The sequence below is a fragment of the Arthrobacter mangrovi genome (genome assembly GCF_026011795.1).
GTDB classification, from domain to species: domain Bacteria; phylum Actinomycetota; class Actinomycetes; order Actinomycetales; family Micrococcaceae; genus Crystallibacter; species Crystallibacter mangrovi.
Window position 1 is genome coordinate 127,344 of sequence record NZ_BRVS01000018.1, and the last position, 16,088, is coordinate 143,431.

At 66.8% G+C, this 16,088-nt stretch carries 15 protein-coding genes and 1 tRNA gene; 7 read left to right on the plus strand and 9 right to left on the minus strand.

Annotated features, from left to right (window positions below; genetic code table 11):
• Positions 1–198 precede the first annotated feature (198 nt).
• Positions 199–702 carry a DUF3145 domain-containing protein gene (locus tag AHIS1636_RS14880; protein ID WP_262105019.1) on the plus strand — a complete coding sequence of 168 codons (504 nt, stop codon included), beginning with the start codon at positions 199–201 and terminating at the stop codon, positions 700–702.
• Between the two features lie 106 nt (positions 703–808).
• On the opposite strand, the gene fabF is transcribed toward AHIS1636_RS14880, so the two are convergent.
• The 6 genes from fabF to aceE all read right to left on the minus strand — a co-directional run bounded on the left by fabF (position 809) and on the right by aceE (position 8,814).
• On the minus strand, positions 809–2,044 hold the full coding sequence (gene fabF / locus AHIS1636_RS14885) for a beta-ketoacyl-ACP synthase II (protein WP_264796616.1): 1,236 nt from the start codon (positions 2,042–2,044) through the stop codon (positions 809–811).
• A 95-nt stretch (positions 2,045–2,139) separates the two neighbouring features.
• Positions 2,140–2,385, minus strand: a complete 246-nt coding sequence (locus tag AHIS1636_RS14890; RefSeq protein WP_005266827.1) for an acyl carrier protein — start codon at positions 2,383–2,385, stop codon at positions 2,140–2,142.
• 109 nt (positions 2,386–2,494) lie between these two features.
• Positions 2,495–3,562 carry a beta-ketoacyl-ACP synthase III gene (locus AHIS1636_RS14895; RefSeq protein WP_264796617.1) on the minus strand — a complete coding sequence of 356 codons (1,068 nt, stop codon included), beginning with the start codon at positions 3,560–3,562 and terminating at the stop codon, positions 2,495–2,497.
• The gene (locus AHIS1636_RS14900; protein ID WP_264796618.1) at positions 3,559–4,536 is read right to left on the minus strand and encodes an ACP S-malonyltransferase; all 978 of its coding nucleotides are present in this window, start codon (positions 4,534–4,536) and stop codon (positions 3,559–3,561) included. Before AHIS1636_RS14900 ends, AHIS1636_RS14895 begins: the two co-directional genes overlap by 4 nt.
• A 95-nt stretch (positions 4,537–4,631) precedes the next feature.
• A complete protein-coding gene (locus AHIS1636_RS14905; RefSeq protein WP_264796619.1) occupies positions 4,632–5,903 on the minus strand; it encodes a PucR family transcriptional regulator in 1,272 nt (423 codons plus the stop codon).
• A gap of 169 nt (positions 5,904–6,072) precedes the next feature.
• Positions 6,073–8,814, minus strand: coding sequence for a pyruvate dehydrogenase (acetyl-transferring), homodimeric type (aceE, locus tag AHIS1636_RS14910; protein ID WP_264796620.1), 2,742 nt, complete (start codon positions 8,812–8,814; stop codon positions 6,073–6,075).
• A gap of 328 nt (positions 8,815–9,142) precedes the next feature.
• On the opposite strand from aceE, the gene AHIS1636_RS14915 reads away from it, so the two are divergent.
• From AHIS1636_RS14915 to gnd, 6 genes are all read left to right on the plus strand, one after another.
• Positions 9,143–9,565: a DUF3052 domain-containing protein gene (locus AHIS1636_RS14915; protein WP_264796621.1), complete on the plus strand. Its 423-nt coding sequence runs from the start codon at positions 9,143–9,145 to the stop codon at positions 9,563–9,565.
• A 4-nt stretch (positions 9,566–9,569) separates the two neighbouring features.
• Entirely contained in the window at positions 9,570–10,028 is a 459-nt protein-coding gene (locus tag AHIS1636_RS14920; protein ID WP_264796622.1) for a peroxiredoxin, read from the plus strand.
• A gap of 13 nt (positions 10,029–10,041) precedes the next feature.
• Positions 10,042–10,920, plus strand: a complete 879-nt coding sequence (locus tag AHIS1636_RS14925; protein WP_264796623.1) for an NAD-dependent protein deacetylase — start codon at positions 10,042–10,044, stop codon at positions 10,918–10,920.
• Positions 10,921–10,981: 61 nt separating this feature from the next.
• Positions 10,982–11,054 (plus strand) — tRNA-Val (locus AHIS1636_RS14930).
• A 174-nt stretch (positions 11,055–11,228) separates the two neighbouring features.
• A complete protein-coding gene (locus AHIS1636_RS14935) occupies positions 11,229–12,131 on the plus strand; it encodes a serine hydrolase (RefSeq protein ID WP_264796624.1) in 903 nt (300 codons plus the stop codon).
• 145 nt (positions 12,132–12,276) lie between these two features.
• Positions 12,277–13,713, plus strand: a complete 1,437-nt coding sequence (gene gnd / locus AHIS1636_RS14940) for an NADP-dependent phosphogluconate dehydrogenase (RefSeq protein WP_264796625.1) — start codon at positions 12,277–12,279, stop codon at positions 13,711–13,713.
• A gap of 82 nt (positions 13,714–13,795) precedes the next feature.
• Here gnd and epsC read toward each other — a convergent pair whose 3' ends face one another.
• The 3 genes from epsC to msrA all read right to left on the minus strand — a co-directional run bounded on the left by epsC (position 13,796) and on the right by msrA (position 16,007).
• On the minus strand, positions 13,796–14,383 hold the full coding sequence (epsC, locus tag AHIS1636_RS14945) for a serine O-acetyltransferase EpsC (protein ID WP_264796626.1): 588 nt from the start codon (positions 14,381–14,383) through the stop codon (positions 13,796–13,798).
• Between the two features lie 50 nt (positions 14,384–14,433).
• Positions 14,434–15,369 (minus strand): cysteine synthase A, encoded by a 936-nt coding sequence (cysK, locus tag AHIS1636_RS14950; protein ID WP_264796627.1) that lies wholly within the window; start codon positions 15,367–15,369, stop codon positions 14,434–14,436.
• A 113-nt stretch (positions 15,370–15,482) separates the two neighbouring features.
• Entirely contained in the window at positions 15,483–16,007 is a 525-nt protein-coding gene (msrA, locus tag AHIS1636_RS14955) for a peptide-methionine (S)-S-oxide reductase MsrA (protein WP_264796628.1), read from the minus strand.
• Positions 16,008–16,088: the final 81 nt, after the last annotated feature.

Sequence of the window (16,088 nt, forward strand, 5' to 3'; positions counted from 1 at the left end):
CGTCCGTTTGGGAGAGTGAGTGGAGTGACAGTGGCACAATTCGGGGACATGCGGCAGAATGAGTCGGGAATCAAACGATTTGGCGAAATAGAGTTCCCGTAGCTGCTGCTATCGGGACGAATACGGTACCGCACCAGGATTCCATCCGCGGGCTGAAGGTCGTTGGGGAAGACGTACCTACAGCAAATGGAGGATGGGATGTCTGTTGTGATGACGCGTGGTGTGTTATTCGTGCACTCGGCGCCGACTGCGCTATGCCCGCATATCGAGTGGGCTATCGGGTCGGTCGTCGATAAGCGCACGGACCTTGAATGGACGCAGCAGCCTGCTGCGCCCGGGATGTACCGCGCGGAACTGTCGTGGGTTGGCGCCCAGGGGACCGGAGCGCTGCTGGCTTCCGCGTTGCGGGGCTGGGCACATCTGCGATACGAAGTGACGGAAGAGCCGAGCGCGGGAGTGGACGGCGGACGCTGGTCGCACACCCCTGAACTCGGTATTTTCCATGCCGTCACGGACGTCCACGGCAACATCATGGTTTCGGAGGACCGCATCCGCTACGCCTACGAATCGGGCGCAGGCGATCCCGCGGCCGTTTACCACGAGCTTTCGCTGGCACTCGGCGAGGCCTGGGACGAAGAACTCGAGCCGTTCCGGCATGCCGCCGAGGGCGCGCCGGTACGCTGGCTCCACCAGGTGGGCTGAGCCACCGGCGGAGCTTTTCGCATCCTCCTTCTAATAACGATGAGGCGGCCGGGCTTTTAGCCCGGCCGCCTCATCGTGTCCGTTAGCCCGTACGCCCGTACAGGGGTCAGACGTTGCGGAAGACGACGACGGCGTTGTGGCCGCCGAAGCCGAAGGAGTTGTTCAGCGCGACGACGTCGCCGCCCGGCATGTCCCGAACCGACGTAACGACGTCCAGGGGAATGTCGGGGTCCTGGCTTTCCAGGTTGATGGTGACTGGCATCTTCCGCTCGTAGATGGCCATGACCGTGAGCACGGATTCGACGGCGCCGGAGGCCCCCAGGAGGTGGCCGGTCTGCGACTTGGTCGCGGAGACCGCGACGTTGTCCACGTGGTTCCCCAGGGCCGCCTTGAGGGCTGTGTACTCGGGCTTGTCGCCCACCGGCGTCGACGTGGCGTGCGCATTGACGTGCACGACGTCGGTGGCCTGGGCCCGCGCGTCGAAGAGGGCGGCCTTGAGCGCCCGGGTAGCGCCCAAGCCCTCGGGATCCGGGGCGGTGATGTGGTACGCGTCCGCGGTTACGCCCGAGCCTGCCAGTTCGGCGTAGATGCGGGCACCGCGGGCCAGCGCATGTTCTTCGGCTTCGAGGACGAGAGCGCCTGCGCCCTCGCCCATCACGAAGCCGTCGCGGTCGATGTCGTAGGGACGTGAGGCGTGCTCCGGATCGTCATTCCGCTTGGACAGTGCCTGCATGGCGCTGAAAGCGGCGATCGGCATCGGGTGGATGGCAGCCTCGGCGCCACCGGTCATCACCACGTCCGCCTTGCCGGCCCGGATGAGGTCGATACCCATGGACATGGCTTCCGTCCCGGAAGCACAGGCCGAGACGGGAGTGTGGGCACCGGCGCGGGCACCGAGATCCATGCTGACCGCGGCAGCCGGGCCGTTGGGCATGAGCATCGGCACGGTCATCGGGAGCACCCGGCGCGGGCCTCGTTCGCGCAAGGTATCCCAAGCATCGAGGAGGGTCCAGACGCCGCCGATACCGGTCGCAAAGGCAACAGCGAGCCGGTCATGGTCAATGTCCTCGATGCCCGAGTCCTTCCATGCCTCGCGCGCCGCGACGACGGCGAACTGGGTGGATGGGTCCATGCGCTTGGCTTCGACCCGGCTGAGGACCTCGTCGGGCCTGTTGCTCGCCCGGCAGGCAAAGGTCACCGGCAGTTCGTACCGGGCAACCCACTCGTCCTCAAGCGTGCGGGCTCCCGAAACACCCTTGAGGGAATTCTGCCAGGTGGTGGGGACGTCGCCGCCGATGGGCGTGGTGGCGCCGAGGCCGGTGATGACTACTTTGCGTGCCATGTACTCAATCTCTCAGGGGGATGGGCGGAAAAAGCAATGGGCGGCGGCCGGAACTGCTGAAGCGGGTGTCCGGCCGCCGGCTTCCCTGCGGGAGGCTAGGCCTGGGCCTTGGCGATGAAGTCGACGGCGTCGCCAACGGTCTTGAGGTTCTTGACCTCTTCGTCCGGAATGCGGACACCGAACTTTTCCTCGGCGTTGACGACAATGGTCATCATGGAGATGGAGTCGATGTCCAGATCGTCGGTGAAGGACTTGTCCAGTTCAACCGCTTCGGGAGCCAGGCCGGTCTCCTCGTTCACGATCTCTGCCAGTCCTGCCAGGATTTCTTCGTTGCTAGCCATGGAAGGCTCCTTTTCTTGTAGCCGGCGCGCTGTCCGGCGTGGGTTGTCAAACCGCAGACTGCGGTTTGGATCGGCAAACTTTTCCTTGCTGTGCCGCGACGCTGCGATATTACGGCAGAACCACGACCTGTGCACCGAAGACGAGGCCTGCGCCGAAACCAATCTGGAGGGCAAGCCCGCCGCTGAGTTCCGGGTGCTCCTCGAGCAGCCGGTGCGTAGCCAGGGGGATCGACGCCGCCGACGTATTGCCGGCTTCGGCGATGTCGCGGGCCACCACGACATTCTCCGGCAGCTTCAGCTGCTTGACCATTTCGTCGATGATGCGCATGTTCGCCTGGTGGGGGACGAACGCTGCGAGGTCGCCGGGTTCGACGCCGGCGGCCTCCAAGGCGCGCTTGGCCACCTTGGCCATTTCCCAGACGGCCCAGCGGAAGACGGACTGGCCGTCCTGCCGGAGGGTCGGCCAGAGCTTGTGGTCCGGCTCCCCGCGTTCAGCCAGGACTGCACCGAGCGACCCCGCTGCTTCGGCGGCTAGGGAGAGCTCCCGGACCTCGTTCAGCGAGTGGGTCATGCTGATGACGTCCCACTTGCTTCCGTCGGAGCCCCAGACCGAGGGGCCGATGCCCGGCGTGTTGGAAGGGCCGATCACGACGGCGCCGGCGCCGTCGCCGAGCAGGAACGAAATGGTGCGCTCGGTGTTGTCGATCACATCGGAGAGCTTTTCGGCGCCCACGACCAGTACGTATTCGGCCGCACCCGAACGGACCAGTGCATCGGCCTGGGCGATGCCGTAGCAGTAGCCGGCGCAGGCAGCCGAAATATCGAAGGCGGGAGCAGGTGTCGCGCCTACGCGGTCAGCCAGGGCCGCGGCCGCCGAGGGCGTAGCGTAGGGATGCGAAACCGTCGAGACGATGACTGCACCCAGCTGGGACCCCTCGATTCCGGCCTTCGCCAGGGCTTCGGTGGCAGCGCCTTCTGCCATGTCCAGCAGAGAGGTGTCCGCGCCGGCGCGGTGGCGGGTGACGATGCCGGTGCGCTGGCGGATCCACTCGTCGGAGGAATCGATCCACTGGCAGACATCTTCGTTGGTGACGATGACGTCCGGACGGTAGGCACCGTATCCGAGGATGCGTGAATGGTCGCGCAGCTGTGACTGGCGCAGGACGGGAGTGCTCACAGGTGGATGTCTCCAGACTTTTCTTCGACAGTTGTTGCGGCCTGAGGCGTTTGCCGCGTGTGCTCGGCCACGAAGTCGCGCGCCGCTTCGAGGTCCTCGGGCGTCTTGAGGGCCAGCGTTGCCACGCCCTTCATGCCGCGCTTGGCCAGGCCCGTCAGGGTTCCTGCCGGCGTCAGTTCAAGCATGCCGGTGATGCCTACGGAGAGCATCTCCTCCATGCAGAGGTCCCAGCGGACCGGGCGGGAAACCTGGGCGATGAGGCTGTCAAGGTTCTGCTCGCCGCCCGCTACCGGTTCGCCGTCGTAATTGGAGAGCAGCGTCAGCGCAGGGGAGGTGGGGGACAGCTGCGGCCTCAGCGCCTCCAGCGCTCCGACGGCGGGCTCCATGTGCGTGGTGTGGAAGGCGCCGGCCACCTTGAGGGGGATGACCCGGGCCTTGGCCGGCGGGTTGGCCGCGAAGCCCTGGAGTTGTTCCAGGGTGCCGGCTGCTACAACCTGGCCGCCGCCGTTGGCATTCGCAGGAGTCAGGCCGGCCGCCTCGATGGCGGCGAACACCTCCTCCTGGTCCCCGCCCAGGACAGCGCTCATCCCTGTCGGAGTCTGGGCGGCGGCGCGGGCCATGGAGTTGGCGCGCTCCCGGACGAAGGCCATCGCGTCATTTTCGCTGAGGGCGCCCGCGATGGCGGAGGCTGTGATTTCGCCGACGGAGTGCCCCGCGATGACGGTCGACAAGTCCAGCGGGTCATTGGCGGTGAGTGCCTTGGCCGTGACGAGTCCGGCCGCGACGATCAGCGGCTGGGCGACGGCGGTATCCTTGATGGTTTCCTCATCGGAGGTCGTTCCGTGCGCCACGAGGTCCAGTTGCGCGATATCGCTCAGCAGGCCAAGGTGGTCCGCGACCCCGGGTACTTCGAGCCACGGGGACAGGAAACCGGGCGATTGGGACCCCTGGCCGGGGCAGACGATAGCAAGCACGTTATCCAGCTTTCCAAAAAGGGTGCAGTTCCAAGGGTGTTTCGGCGGACGAAGCTCACCGGGCCGCTTTGTAGGAAGTCTACAAGGCGCCGAAGTTACTGCCGAGTAGGCGGGCGGTCCTGCGTGGCGCGCGAACCGACCAGCCGGCCGACCACGAGGGCCGTCTGCAGGACGAAGGCTTCGCGGGGCAGCAGCGGGTCCCAGCCCGTGACGTCACTGACCCGCCGGAGCCGGTAGCGGACGGTGTTGGCATGGACGAAGAGTTCCCGGGCCGTGGCTTCCAGCGAATGTCCGAGGGCGAGGTAGCTGGAGAGGGTTTCGACCAGGCCGTTGCCCGCGTTGAGCAGGGGAACGTAGATGTGCTTGTACAGGTCGCGGCGGGCGGCCTCGTCGCCGGACATCACCCGTTCAGGCCACAGGTCGTTGGCGGCCACGGGCCGGGGCGCGGCGGGCCAGGCCCGGGCGGCGGTCAGCCCGGCAAACGCGGCCTGGGCGGAGAGGCTGGCGTCCACCAGCGATACCGACTCCGGGCCGTAGACAACGGGGCCCGGGCCGAAGAGTTCGCTCAGCCTTAGGAAGGCGGGGCCCTGGTCGGAGATTCCGCCGAGGACGAGGATCAGGCGGTCGCCCTGGATACCGACGAGCGTGTCGTCGGCGAAGCGGGATCCGGCGCGGCGCACTTCCGCCACGAACGTGGGGCTTGGTTCGCCCGGCGAGCTGCCGACCATGACCGTGATCCGGCCGGTGGACTTCCAGCCGACGGCCGCGATGCGTGAACGCAGGGCATCGGAAGACTCGCCGCGCAGGATGGCGTCCACGACCAGGGCTTCCAGCCGCGTGTCCCAGGCGCCGCGGGTCTCCGCCGCGCGGGCGTACACGTCCGCCGCGGCGAAGGCGACCTCGCGCGAATACCGCAGTACTGCCTCGCGAAGGGCCGCCTCATCGTTCCCTCCCGCAAGGTCCGGCACCTGGTCCTCGACGGCCTCGACGACGACCCGGATGAGCTGCAGGGCGCGCTGCAGGCTGATGGAGCGTGTCAGTTCGGTCGGGGCGGTGCCGAAGACGTCGTTCATGACCCAGGCTGGGGATGCCGGGCGTTCGTACCAGGTGACGAAGGAGGCGATTCCCTTCTGTGCCACGAGGCCGAGGGCGGCCCTCTCGTCCGGGCGCAGGCTGCGGTACCAGGGCAGGTCGTTCTCCAGCCGCTTCAGCGTGGTAGTGGACAGTGCGCCGATCCGGGAGCGCAGTCTGTCCAGGGTGGCGGCGTTGGTCGGGGCGGCCGTGTCCGGCGCACTTTTGGTGCTCCGGGACGCCGCCGGCCGCGCACCGGAGGGTGCAGCGGAGGAATCGGTCCGAGGGCGGGGCATGCATTGAGCATACGCAGTTGCCGGGCCCGGCTCCATTCACGGGCTTTGTGTGTTTCCTACTAAAACACCGGCCGAGGGTGGCTGCGCCGCGCCGAAAAAAGGCTGCGGCGGACACCCGTTTAGGGGTGTCCGCCGCAGCCTTGCGGTCGGGACTAAGCCGGCCTCGAGGTCAGGACTCGCCGCCGGCGTTTCCGGTGGTTCCCGCGTTGACGTCGGTGAGCTTGTAGCGCTCAAAGGCTTCACGCGGTGCGTTCTGGTCCACCTCGCCGCGGCGGGCGAGCATCTGCAGCGCCCTCACCACGATCGAGTGGCTGTCGATCTTGAAGAAGCGACGTGCCGCCGCGCGGGTGTCGGAGAAACCGAATCCGTCGGCGCCGAGGGTCGCGAACTCGTTGGGGAGGAACTGGCGGATCTGGTCCGGCACCGACTTCATGTAGTCGGTGACGGCCACGATCGGGCCGGTGGCTCCCTCAAGCTGCTGGGCGACGAAGGGCTTACGCGCCTCCTGGCCCGGGTTGAGGAACGCTTCCTCCTCGGCGGCGACCGCCTCGCGGCGCAGCTCGTTCCAGCTGGTGACAGACCAGACATCGGCGGAGACGTTCCAGTCCTCGGCCAGGATCTGCTGGGCCTCGAGGGCCCACGGAACGGAGACGCCGGAGGCCAGCAGCTGGGTGCGGGGACCGTCGATCTTTGCCGGGGCCAGCAGGTAGATGCCCTTGACGAGGCCCTCGACGTCCAGTTCTTCGGGCTCGGCAGGCTGCACGATCGGCTCGTTGTAGACGGTCAGGTAGTACATGACGTTGGGATCCGGGTGGTTCCCGCCGTACATCCGCTCCAGGCCGGACTTCATGATGTGCCCGATCTCGTAACCGTAGGCCGGGTCGTAGGTGACGACGGCCGGGTTGGTCGAGGCCAGCAGCGGCGAGTGGCCGTCCGCGTGCTGCAGGCCCTCGCCCGTCAGCGTGGTCCGGCCGGCGGTCGCGCCGATGACGAAGCCACGGGCCATCTGGTCCGCGGCGGCCCAGAAGAAGTCGCCCGAGCGCTGGAAACCGAACATCGAGTAGAAGATGTAGATCGGGATCAGCGGCTCGCCGTGGGTGGCGTAGGACGTGCCGGCGGCCGTGAGGGCGGAGGTCGAGCCGGCCTCGTTGATGCCGGTGTGCAGGATCTGGCCCTGCGGCGATTCCTTGTATGCGAGCACCAGGTCGCGGTCCACCGACAGGTAGTTCTGGCCCTTGGGGTTGTAGATCTTGGCCGTGGGGAAGAACGAGTCCATGCCGAAGGTCCGGGCTTCGTCCGGGATGATCGGGACCACGCGGTTGCCGAATTCCTTGTCCCGCATGAGGTCCTTCAACAGCCGGACGAACGCCATGGTCGTCGCGGCCTGCTGCTTGCCCGAGCCGCGCTTGGCGACTTCGTAGGCTTTGTCCTCGGGCAGGTGCAGCTGGGTGTGCTTGGTGCGCCGCTCGGGCACGGCGCCGCCGAGGGCGGCACGCCGCTCCATCATGTACTTGATCTCGGGGGCGTCCGGACCCGGGTGGTAGTACGGCGGGCGGTACGGGTCGGCCTCGAGGGCCTCGTCGCTGATCGGGATGCGCAGGTGGTCGCGGAACCCCTTCAGGTCATCGAGGGTCAGCTTCTTCATCTGGTGGGTCGCGTTGCGGCCCTCGAAGTGGGTTCCGAGGCCGTAGCCCTTGACCGTCTGGGCCAGGATGACCGTCGGCTTGCCCTTGAACTCGGTGGCGGCCTTATATGCGGCGTAAACCTTGTGGTAGTCGTGGCCGCCGCGCTTGAGGTTCCAGATCTGCTCATCGGTCATGTCCGCGACCATGTCCTTCGTCTGCGGGGTCTTGCCGAAGAAGTGCTCGCGCACGAATCCGCCGGATTCGGCCTTGTAGGTCTGGTAGTCACCGTCGAGCGTGGAGTTCATGATGTCCACGAGGGCGCCGTCGTTGTCCTTGCCCAGCAGGCTGTCCCACTCGCGGCCCCAGACGACCTTGATGACATTCCAGCCGGCGCCGCGGAAGAAGGCTTCGAGTTCCTGGATGATCTTGCCGTTGCCGCGGACCGGTCCGTCGAGCCGCTGCAGGTTGCAGTTGATCACGAAGGTGAGGTTGTCGAGCTTTTCGTTCGCCGCCAGCTGCAGGAAGCCGCGCGAGTCCGGCTCATCCATCTCGCCGTCGCCGAGGAAGGCCCAGACGTGCTGGTCGGACGTGTCCTTGATGCCGCGGTTGTGCAGGTAGCGGTTGACCTGCGCCTGGTAGATGGCGTTGGCCGGGCCGATGCCCATCGAGACGGTCGGGAATTCCCAGAAGTGCGGCATGTTCCGCGGGTGCGGGTAGGACGGCAGTGCGTGCCCCTCGCGGGACTTCTCCTGGCGGAAGCCGTCCAGGTCTTCCTCGCTCAGGCGGCCTTCCATGAAGGCGCGCGCGTACATGCCGGGAGAGGCGTGGCCCTGGAAGAAGATCTGGTCTCCGCCGCCCGGGTGGTCCTTGCCGCGGAAGAAGTGGTTGTAGCCGACTTCGTAGAGCGTCGCGGCGCCCGCGTACGTGGAGATGTGGCCGCCGACGCCGATTTCGGGGCGCTGGGCACGGTGCACCAGCATGGCGGCGTTCCAGCGCATCCACGCACGGTAGCGCCGCTCGATCTCTTCGTCGCCGGGAAAGGCAGGCTCCTGGTCCACGGGAATGGTGTTCACATAATCCGTGGTCGTCACCATGGGGACGCCGACGCTTTGGGCGCCGGCACGCTGCAGCAGCGAACGCATGATGAACTGGGCGCGCTCAGTACCTTGGGACTGGATCAGCTGGTCCAGAGACTCCACCCATTCGGCAGTCTCTTCGGGATCACGGTCCGGCAGCTGGCTTGTCAGGCCGCTCAGGATGTGCGAGGTGTCTTCTCCTGCGCTCACGTCCAACCTCTCTGATGTGCAGATTGTGTCTGCGCCTTTTTTAGATTAAGCGTCCCGGCCGATGGTACGGCGGGGCTCGGCCTCTTCGCCGGAGGCGTCGGCTGCTGTTCCCTGCGGCCGGTTCCGCCGACGGTACAACTGGTGCAACTCTAACCGTTTGCCTAACCACTATGCAGTACGTGACGGCCTTCACGCAGGCGCGGACCTCCCGCCGGTTTCCGCTGCGGCTCGTCATGCGGCTTGAAGCAACCGCAAATAGGGTGTTGGCTTGTAATATCCATAACAGCGTCCATACCGGGCGAAGCGAATTGCAACGAGGAGGAGCACAGTGAGCGAGGCCGAGACCGCCGCGGTTGACAATGTGGCGGGCAGATTGGGTTTCAAAGAAGGAGACCTGATACAGGAGTTCGGCTACGACGACGACGTGGATTTCGATCTCCGCGACGACATTGAGGAACTCACCGGCTCCGAGTTGCTGACGGAAGACGACCAGGAGGCCGTCGATTCCGTCATCGTTTGGTGGCGGGATGGGGACGGCGATCTCGTCGACGCGCTGATGGATGCCCAGACCACGCTCGACGCCGGAGGCCAGGTATGGGTGCTCACGCCCAAGTCGGGGCGCGACGGCTACGTACCGCCGTCGGAAATCCAGGAAGCCGCTCCTACCGCCGGACTGCACGCCACATCCTCGGCGGGTGTCTCCGATGACTGGGCCGCCGCGCGGCTCGTCAGCAAGCGGAACAAGGGGTAGCGCCGTGACGGAACTCAAGGCGGGCCAGCCGGCACCGGATTTCGAGCTTTCCAACCAGTTCGGGGAACCCGTCAGGCTGTCGGCCCTGCGCGGCGAAAAGATCGTCCTGGTCTTCTACCCGTTCGCGTTCTCGGGCATCTGCACCGGTGAACTGTGCGAACTGCGCGATGACCTCGGGTCGTTCAAGAGCGAGAACGCCCGCGTCCTGGGCATTTCGGTCGACCACAAGTTTGCGCTGCGCGCCTTCGCGGAGAAGGAGAACTACGACTTCGACCTGCTGGCCGACTTCTGGCCGCACGGCGGCGTCGCCAAGACCTACGGCGTGTTCGACGACGAATCCGGCATGGCGACCAGGGGTACCTTCATCATCGACGCCGAGGGGACCCTCCGGCACATCATCAGGAACCCGCGCACCCAGGCGCGCGACATCCAGGAATACCACCGCATCCTCAAGGAACTCTGAGCGGGGCCGGCGCATGGACCGCGGCCAACTGCGCGAGGTGCTCGAGCTGCTCTCCGGGCGGCCCCTGGCTGTTCTGACCGGAGCGGGGCTCAGCACGGATTCCGGTATCCCGGACTACCGCGGGCCGGGGTCGGTGCCGCGCAATCCCATGACCTACCAGCAGTTCGTCTCCGACGAGGCGTCGCGCCGAAGGTACTGGGCCCGGAACCACGCCGGCTGGCGGCATATGCGGCGCGCGGAGCCCAACAGCGGGCATTACGCCCTCGCGGACCTGGAGCAACGGGGCGTGCTGACGGGCCTGATCACCCAGAACGTCGACCGCCTGCACCAGGCCGCGGGCAGCCGGAAGGTCATCGACCTGCACGGCCGCTTCGACCGGGTGGTCTGCCTCGACTGCCGGACAACGGTGGATCGCGCCGCGCTGGCACTCCGCCTCGAGGAACTGAACGCGCATTGGATGGCCGGCCGGTCCGATGCCGGGGACGTAGCTCCGGACGCCGACGCGGATGTGTCCGATACCGAGGGCTTCGTGATTGCCGCCTGCGAAGTCTGCGGCGGGATGCTCAAACCCGACTTCGTGTACTTCGGCGAAAACGTTCCCAAGGACCGGGTGGCGGCCGCCTACGCGCTGGTGGACACGGCGGCGGCGCTGCTGGTGGCCGGGTCGTCGCTGACTGTCATGAGCGGGCTGCGCTTCGTGCGGCACGCGGCCAAGCAGGACAAGCCGGTCGTGATCATCAATCGCGGCCGGACGCGCGGAGACGACTTGGCCACGGTCAAGGTCGAGGCCGGAACCTCGGAATCGCTCCAGGCCCTGTCCGCCGGACTTCCGGAGCCCGCCGAGGCCGCTGCGGGCGCGTCCGATTGGCAAGCGGGTCCGGTTATCAGGTAAGGTATTTCCTTGTGATGTTGCGGCGGATAACGCATTGCGGCACTGTACAAGACATCGCAACGGGTCTTTAGCTCAGCTGGTAGAGCGCCACGTTTACACCGTGGATGTCATCGGTTCGATCCCGGTAGGACCCACCCGCCAGGACCTCGGAGACGGGGTCCTGTTCGCGTTTAAGCGCACTGCGGGCCAGCGTGACGTATACGGCCCGTCCCGGCAGCCTGCCCCTCCTCCCGGTTGGCCAAGGGCCGCCCCGGCTTGATACCAAAGAAGAGGAAGATTTCCGACCTTAGGTTGATATGCCCAAACGCATGACCCGGCCCATAGCCGGAACCCTGGCCGCGGCGACGGCCGCCACGCTCACGGCGTCGTCCGTGGGGCCGGCTGGCGGCGATAGCCGTTCCATCCTCTCCTCGACCGCCCACGCCGCGCAGGACGTCGTGGCAGAGCAAGTGGCGGACCAAGTGGCGGCGCAGCCCCCGGCAGCAGAGCCGCAGGTTGCCGACGGCTCCGGCACCCGGGAGGAGAAGTTCCGCGCCGCCATGGCCCGGCAGGCGGAGGAGGCCGGCCAGACGTTTTCCGTGGCGGTTCGTGATGATGCCACCGGCCAGACCTGGACCTACGCGCCCGAGCGGCGCTACATGGAGGCCAGCGTGGTGAAGGTCTCCATCGTGCTGTCGCTGATCCGCCAGGCCACCGAGGAGGGCCGCGGGCTCTCGGACGAGGAAATCGAGCTCTCGCGGCTGATGATCACGAAGAGCGACAATGACGCCACGAACGAGCTGTACGCGAGGATCGGCGGAAACGTCGGGCTGGGCGGGACCTACGAGCTGCTCGGCATGTCCGGTACCGAGTCCGGCCCCGGCTGGGGCGGCTCGCTGACCACGGCCGAAGACCAGCTCAAGGTCGTCGAGGCGGTCACCAAGGGCACGGACTGGCTCGACGAAGACCAGCGCGGCTACCTTCTCGAGTTGATGAACTCGGTGGAGGGATCGCAGTACTGGGGCGTTCCTGCGGGAACGCGCGACGCCGCCGTCGCCGTCAAGAACGGATGGCTGCAGGACGAGGACGGCCTGTGGAGCGTCAACAGCATAGGCCATGTCAGCGAGGGCGCCGACGATTACAGTATCGCCGTGCTCTCGGCCGGCAGCGCTGCCATGGACGACGGCGTCTCCCTCGTGGAAGACGTGGCCGCGATCGTCCACGACCTCTAGCAGGACGTGCGCCGTCCGCGCGGGCAAAGCTGACAATATAGTGCAACCGCTTTTCCCTCGTGCCGGGGCTCCCATTAGGCTGGACGCAGGAATCCCACTGTCCGGCGCATCCGCTGCCGGACCGCACACCAGCAATGGAGACTTAATGAGTGCACACATCGGCGTGACCGGCCTGGCCGTCATGGGCGCCAACCTGGCCCGCAACTTCGCCCGCAACGGCTACACCGTGGCGCTGCACAACCGTTCGGCAGCCAAGACGGATACCCTGCTGGAGAACTACGGCGACGAGGGCGACTTCATCCGGACCGAGACCCTCGCCGAACTGGTGGAGGCCCTCGAGAAGCCGCGCCGTGTGCTGATCATGGTCAAGGCCGGCGGCCCGGTGGATTCGGTAATCGACCAGCTGGTCCCGCTGCTGGACGAGGGCGACATCGTCATCGACGCCGGCAACTCCCATTACGAGGACACCCGGAGGCGCGAGGCGGCCCTTGCGGAGAAGGGCCTGCACTTCGTCGGGATCGGGGTCTCCGGCGGCGAGGAGGGCGCCCTGCTGGGGCCCTCCATCATGCCCGGCGGTTCGCGCGAGTCCTACGATTCCCTCGGGCCGATGCTGGAGAAGATTGCCGCCAAGTACGACGGCGATCCGTGCTGCCGGTGGGTGGGTACCGACGGTGCCGGGCACTTCGTCAAGATGGTCCACAACGGCATTGAGTATGCGGACATGCAGGTCATCGGCGAGGCCTCGGACCTGCTCCGCTCGGCTGCCGGGCTGGAGCCGGCCCAACAGGCCGAGGTCTTTACCGAGTGGAACAAGGGACCGCTGTCCTCGTTCCTGATCGAAATCACCGCCGAAGTGCTGGCCCACCAGGATGCGAAGACCGGGAAGCCGTTTATCGACGTCGTTGTCGACTCCGCGGGCCAGAAGGGCACCGGGCGCTGGACAGTGGTTTCTGCACTGGAACTGGGCTCTCCGGTATCCGGCATCGCCGAGTCCGTGTTCGCCCGCGGGCTGTCCTCCCAGCGCGACCAGCGGGAACTGGCGCAGGACATCCTCGCCGGCCACGAGGACCGGATCCAGGTGCCGGAGGGCTTCGTCGACGACGTCCGGCAGGCGTTGTTCGCCTCCAAGCTGGTCAGCTATGCGCAGGGGATCGACATGCTGACCGCCGCCGCCACGGAGTACGGCTGGGACTTGAAGCTGGATGAGATCGCCTCCCTGTGGCGGGCCGGCTGCATTATCCGCGCCGAGCTGCTGGACGACATCATGAAGGCCTACGCGGACGAGGACAAGCCCGCGAACCTGCTGTTCGCCCCGGCCTTCGCCGCCGCGATCGCAGACGCCGTTCCTGCCTGGCGGCGCGTTGTCGCCACGGCGGTCCAGCTGGGGATCCCGGTGCCGGTCTTCTCCAGCTCCCTGGCCTACTACGACGGCCTTCGCCGCAAGCGGCTGCCGGCCGCGCTGACGCAGGGCCTGCGCGACCTGTTCGGGGCGCACACCTACCGCCGGATCGATACCGAGGGCACCTTCCACACGCTCTGGAGCGGGGACAAGTCCGAAGTGTCCGCGGTGGATACCCACTAGGACGAAGTCTTTCCCGACCGGGAACGCGAAAGCCCCGGGCCGCTCTGGTCTTCCAGCGGCCCGGGGCTTCATGCTGCCTCGGTCAGATCCACATCGCCGGGTCGATGTACTCGGCCGGGTCCACGGCCGGCTTCGTCTCCTTCTGCGGGTCGCGATGCCGGAAGGTTGCCGGGATGCCGGTGATGATCGATTCGGGCGGCGCGTCCTTGACCACGACGGCGTTGGCGCCGATGGCGCTGTCGGCCCCGATGACCACGGGTCCGAGGACCTTGGCGCCGGCGCCGATGACCACGCGGTCGCCGATGGTCGGGTGCCGTTTCACCTTGGCCAGGGAGCGGCCGCCGAGGGTCACCCCGTGGTAGATCATGACGTCCTCGCCGATCTCGGCGGTTTCGCCGATCACGACGCCCATGCCGTGGTCGATGAAGAACCGCCGTCCGATCACGGCGCCGGGGTGGATCTCGATGCCGGTGAGGAACCGCCCGAACTGCGAGAGCAGGCGGGCGGGGAACCGCAGCGCCGGGTTCGCCCACATCCGGTGGGTGAGGCGGTGGATCCAGATCGCGTGCAGCCCCGAATAGGCCAGGATGTTTTCGACCTGGCCGCGGGCCGCCGGGTCGTGCGACCTCGCAGCCTCGAGGTCTTCCCGCAGGCGCGCTGTGAATCCCATTGCCACTTCCTCTTCGGCGGCGCGGCGGCCGCCGTTGCCGTTACGGATGATTAGCCGCGGATGTCGTCGTACAGGATCGTGGAGATGTAGCGCTCTCCGAAGTCCGGGACCACGGCCACAATCAGCTTACCCGCGTTCTCTTCGCGCTTCGCGACTTCCAGGGCCGCCCAGACGGCGGCGCCGGCCGAGATGCCGCCGAGGATGCCCTCCTTGATGCCGAGTTCGCGGGCCGTGCGGACCGAGGCCTCGGTCGGAGCATCAAGCACCTCGTCGTACACCTCGGTGTCCAGGATTTCGGGAACGAAGTTCGCGCCGAGGCCCTGGATCTTGTGCGGGCCCGGGGTTCCGCCCGTCAGGATCGGGGAGTCTTCCGGCTCCACGGCGACGACCTTGAGGCCGGGCTTGCGCTCCTTCAGCAGTCCGCCGGCGCCGGTGATGGTGCCGCCGGTGCCGATCCCGGCCACGAAGATATCGACGGCTCCCTCGGTGTCTGCCCAGATCTCCTCGCCCGTGGTGCGCCGGTGGATGGCGACGTTGGCCTGGTTCGCGAACTGCTGCGCCCAGATGGAGTTTTCCGTGGTCGCGACGATTTCCTTCGCCTTCTCCAGCGCGCCGCGCATGCCCTCGGAACCCGGCGTCAGGACGATTTCCGCACCGAAGGCGCGAAGCATCACGCGGCGCTCGGTGGACATGGTTTCCGGCATGGTCAGGATGACCTTGTAGCCGCGGGCGGCGCCAACCATGGCCAGCGCGATGCCGGTGTTGCCGGATGTGCCTTCCACAATCGTGCCGCCGGGGTGCAGCGCTCCGGCCTTCTCCGCTGCGTCGACGATCGCCACACCAATGCGGTCCTTGACGCTGTTGGCGGGGTTGTAGAACTCAAGCTTGACGGCCACCTTGCCGGGGAGGCCTTCGGCCAGCCGGTTGAGCCTGACCAGCGGCGTCCCTCCGACAATCTGGGTGACGTCGTCGTAAATCCTTGCCATGAAAAGGTGCCTCTTCCCGCCCAGTGGGCTTAGTGCAGTGACGTGCCTCGGCAGAGGCCTGCAGGCCACCAAGGCACAGTTGAAGCCAGCCTAGCCAGCGCCGCCCGCGGCCGTTAAGCCGCTAGCCATTGCGCGTAATATTTCCGGGCCTTCGCCAGCTTGGGGTTGATGATGACCTGGCAGTAGCCCTGCTCCGGGTGCTTGGCGTAGAAGTCCTGGTGGTACTCTTCGGCGCGATGGAAGGGACCTAGCTGCGCCACCTCGGTGACGATCGGGTCCCGCCAGTCCTCCTGCGCACGGGCGATGGCCGCCTCGAAGAGACCCTTCTGCTGCTCATCGCGGTAGAACATGGACGAGCGGTATTGGGTGCCGACGTCGTGCCCCTGCCGGTTCAGCGTGGTGGGATCATGCGCCGCGAAGAACAAGCCCAGGATGACGTCCTCGGGGACCACCTCTTCGTCGAAGGTGACCGCGACCACCTCCGCGTGTCCCGTCGTCCCCGAACAGACCGCTTCATAGAACGGGTTCTCCGTGTGGCCGCCGGTGTAGCCGGAAACCACCTCCGTGACTCCTTTCGTCTTCTGGTAGATCGCGTCCAGGCACCAGAAGCAGCCTCCGCCGAGCACAAAAGTCTTCATGGTCTTAACAATGTCATGGTGTCCGCGAACATTCCCGAAGCGGAGCCGGGCCCGAAATGATCGCGCGGGGGCGCGGCCATT

What these genes read in the sequence shown, in the direction of transcription:
- AHIS1636_RS14880 (WP_262105019.1), top strand. Translation starts at nt 199, where the DNA reads ATGTCTGTTGTGATGACGCGTGGTGTGTTATTCGTGCACTCGGCGCCG.
- fabF (WP_264796616.1), bottom strand. Translation starts at nt 2,044, where the DNA reads ATGGCACGCAAAGTAGTCATCACCGGCCTCGGCGCCACCACGCCCATC.
- AHIS1636_RS14890 (WP_005266827.1), bottom strand. Translation starts at nt 2,385, where the DNA reads ATGGCTAGCAACGAAGAAATCCTGGCAGGACTGGCAGAGATCGTGAAC.
- AHIS1636_RS14905 (WP_264796619.1), bottom strand. Translation starts at nt 5,903, where the DNA reads ATGCCCCGCCCTCGGACCGATTCCTCCGCTGCACCCTCCGGTGCGCGG.
- AHIS1636_RS14925 (WP_264796623.1), top strand. Translation starts at nt 10,042, where the DNA reads ATGGACCGCGGCCAACTGCGCGAGGTGCTCGAGCTGCTCTCCGGGCGG.
- AHIS1636_RS14935 (WP_264796624.1), top strand. Translation starts at nt 11,229, where the DNA reads ATGACCCGGCCCATAGCCGGAACCCTGGCCGCGGCGACGGCCGCCACG.
- gnd (WP_264796625.1), top strand. Translation starts at nt 12,277, where the DNA reads ATGAGTGCACACATCGGCGTGACCGGCCTGGCCGTCATGGGCGCCAAC.
- epsC (WP_264796626.1), bottom strand. Translation starts at nt 14,383, where the DNA reads ATGGGATTCACAGCGCGCCTGCGGGAAGACCTCGAGGCTGCGAGGTCG.
- cysK (WP_264796627.1), bottom strand. Translation starts at nt 15,369, where the DNA reads ATGGCAAGGATTTACGACGACGTCACCCAGATTGTCGGAGGGACGCCG.
- msrA (WP_264796628.1), bottom strand. Translation starts at nt 16,007, where the DNA reads ATGAAGACTTTTGTGCTCGGCGGAGGCTGCTTCTGGTGCCTGGACGCG.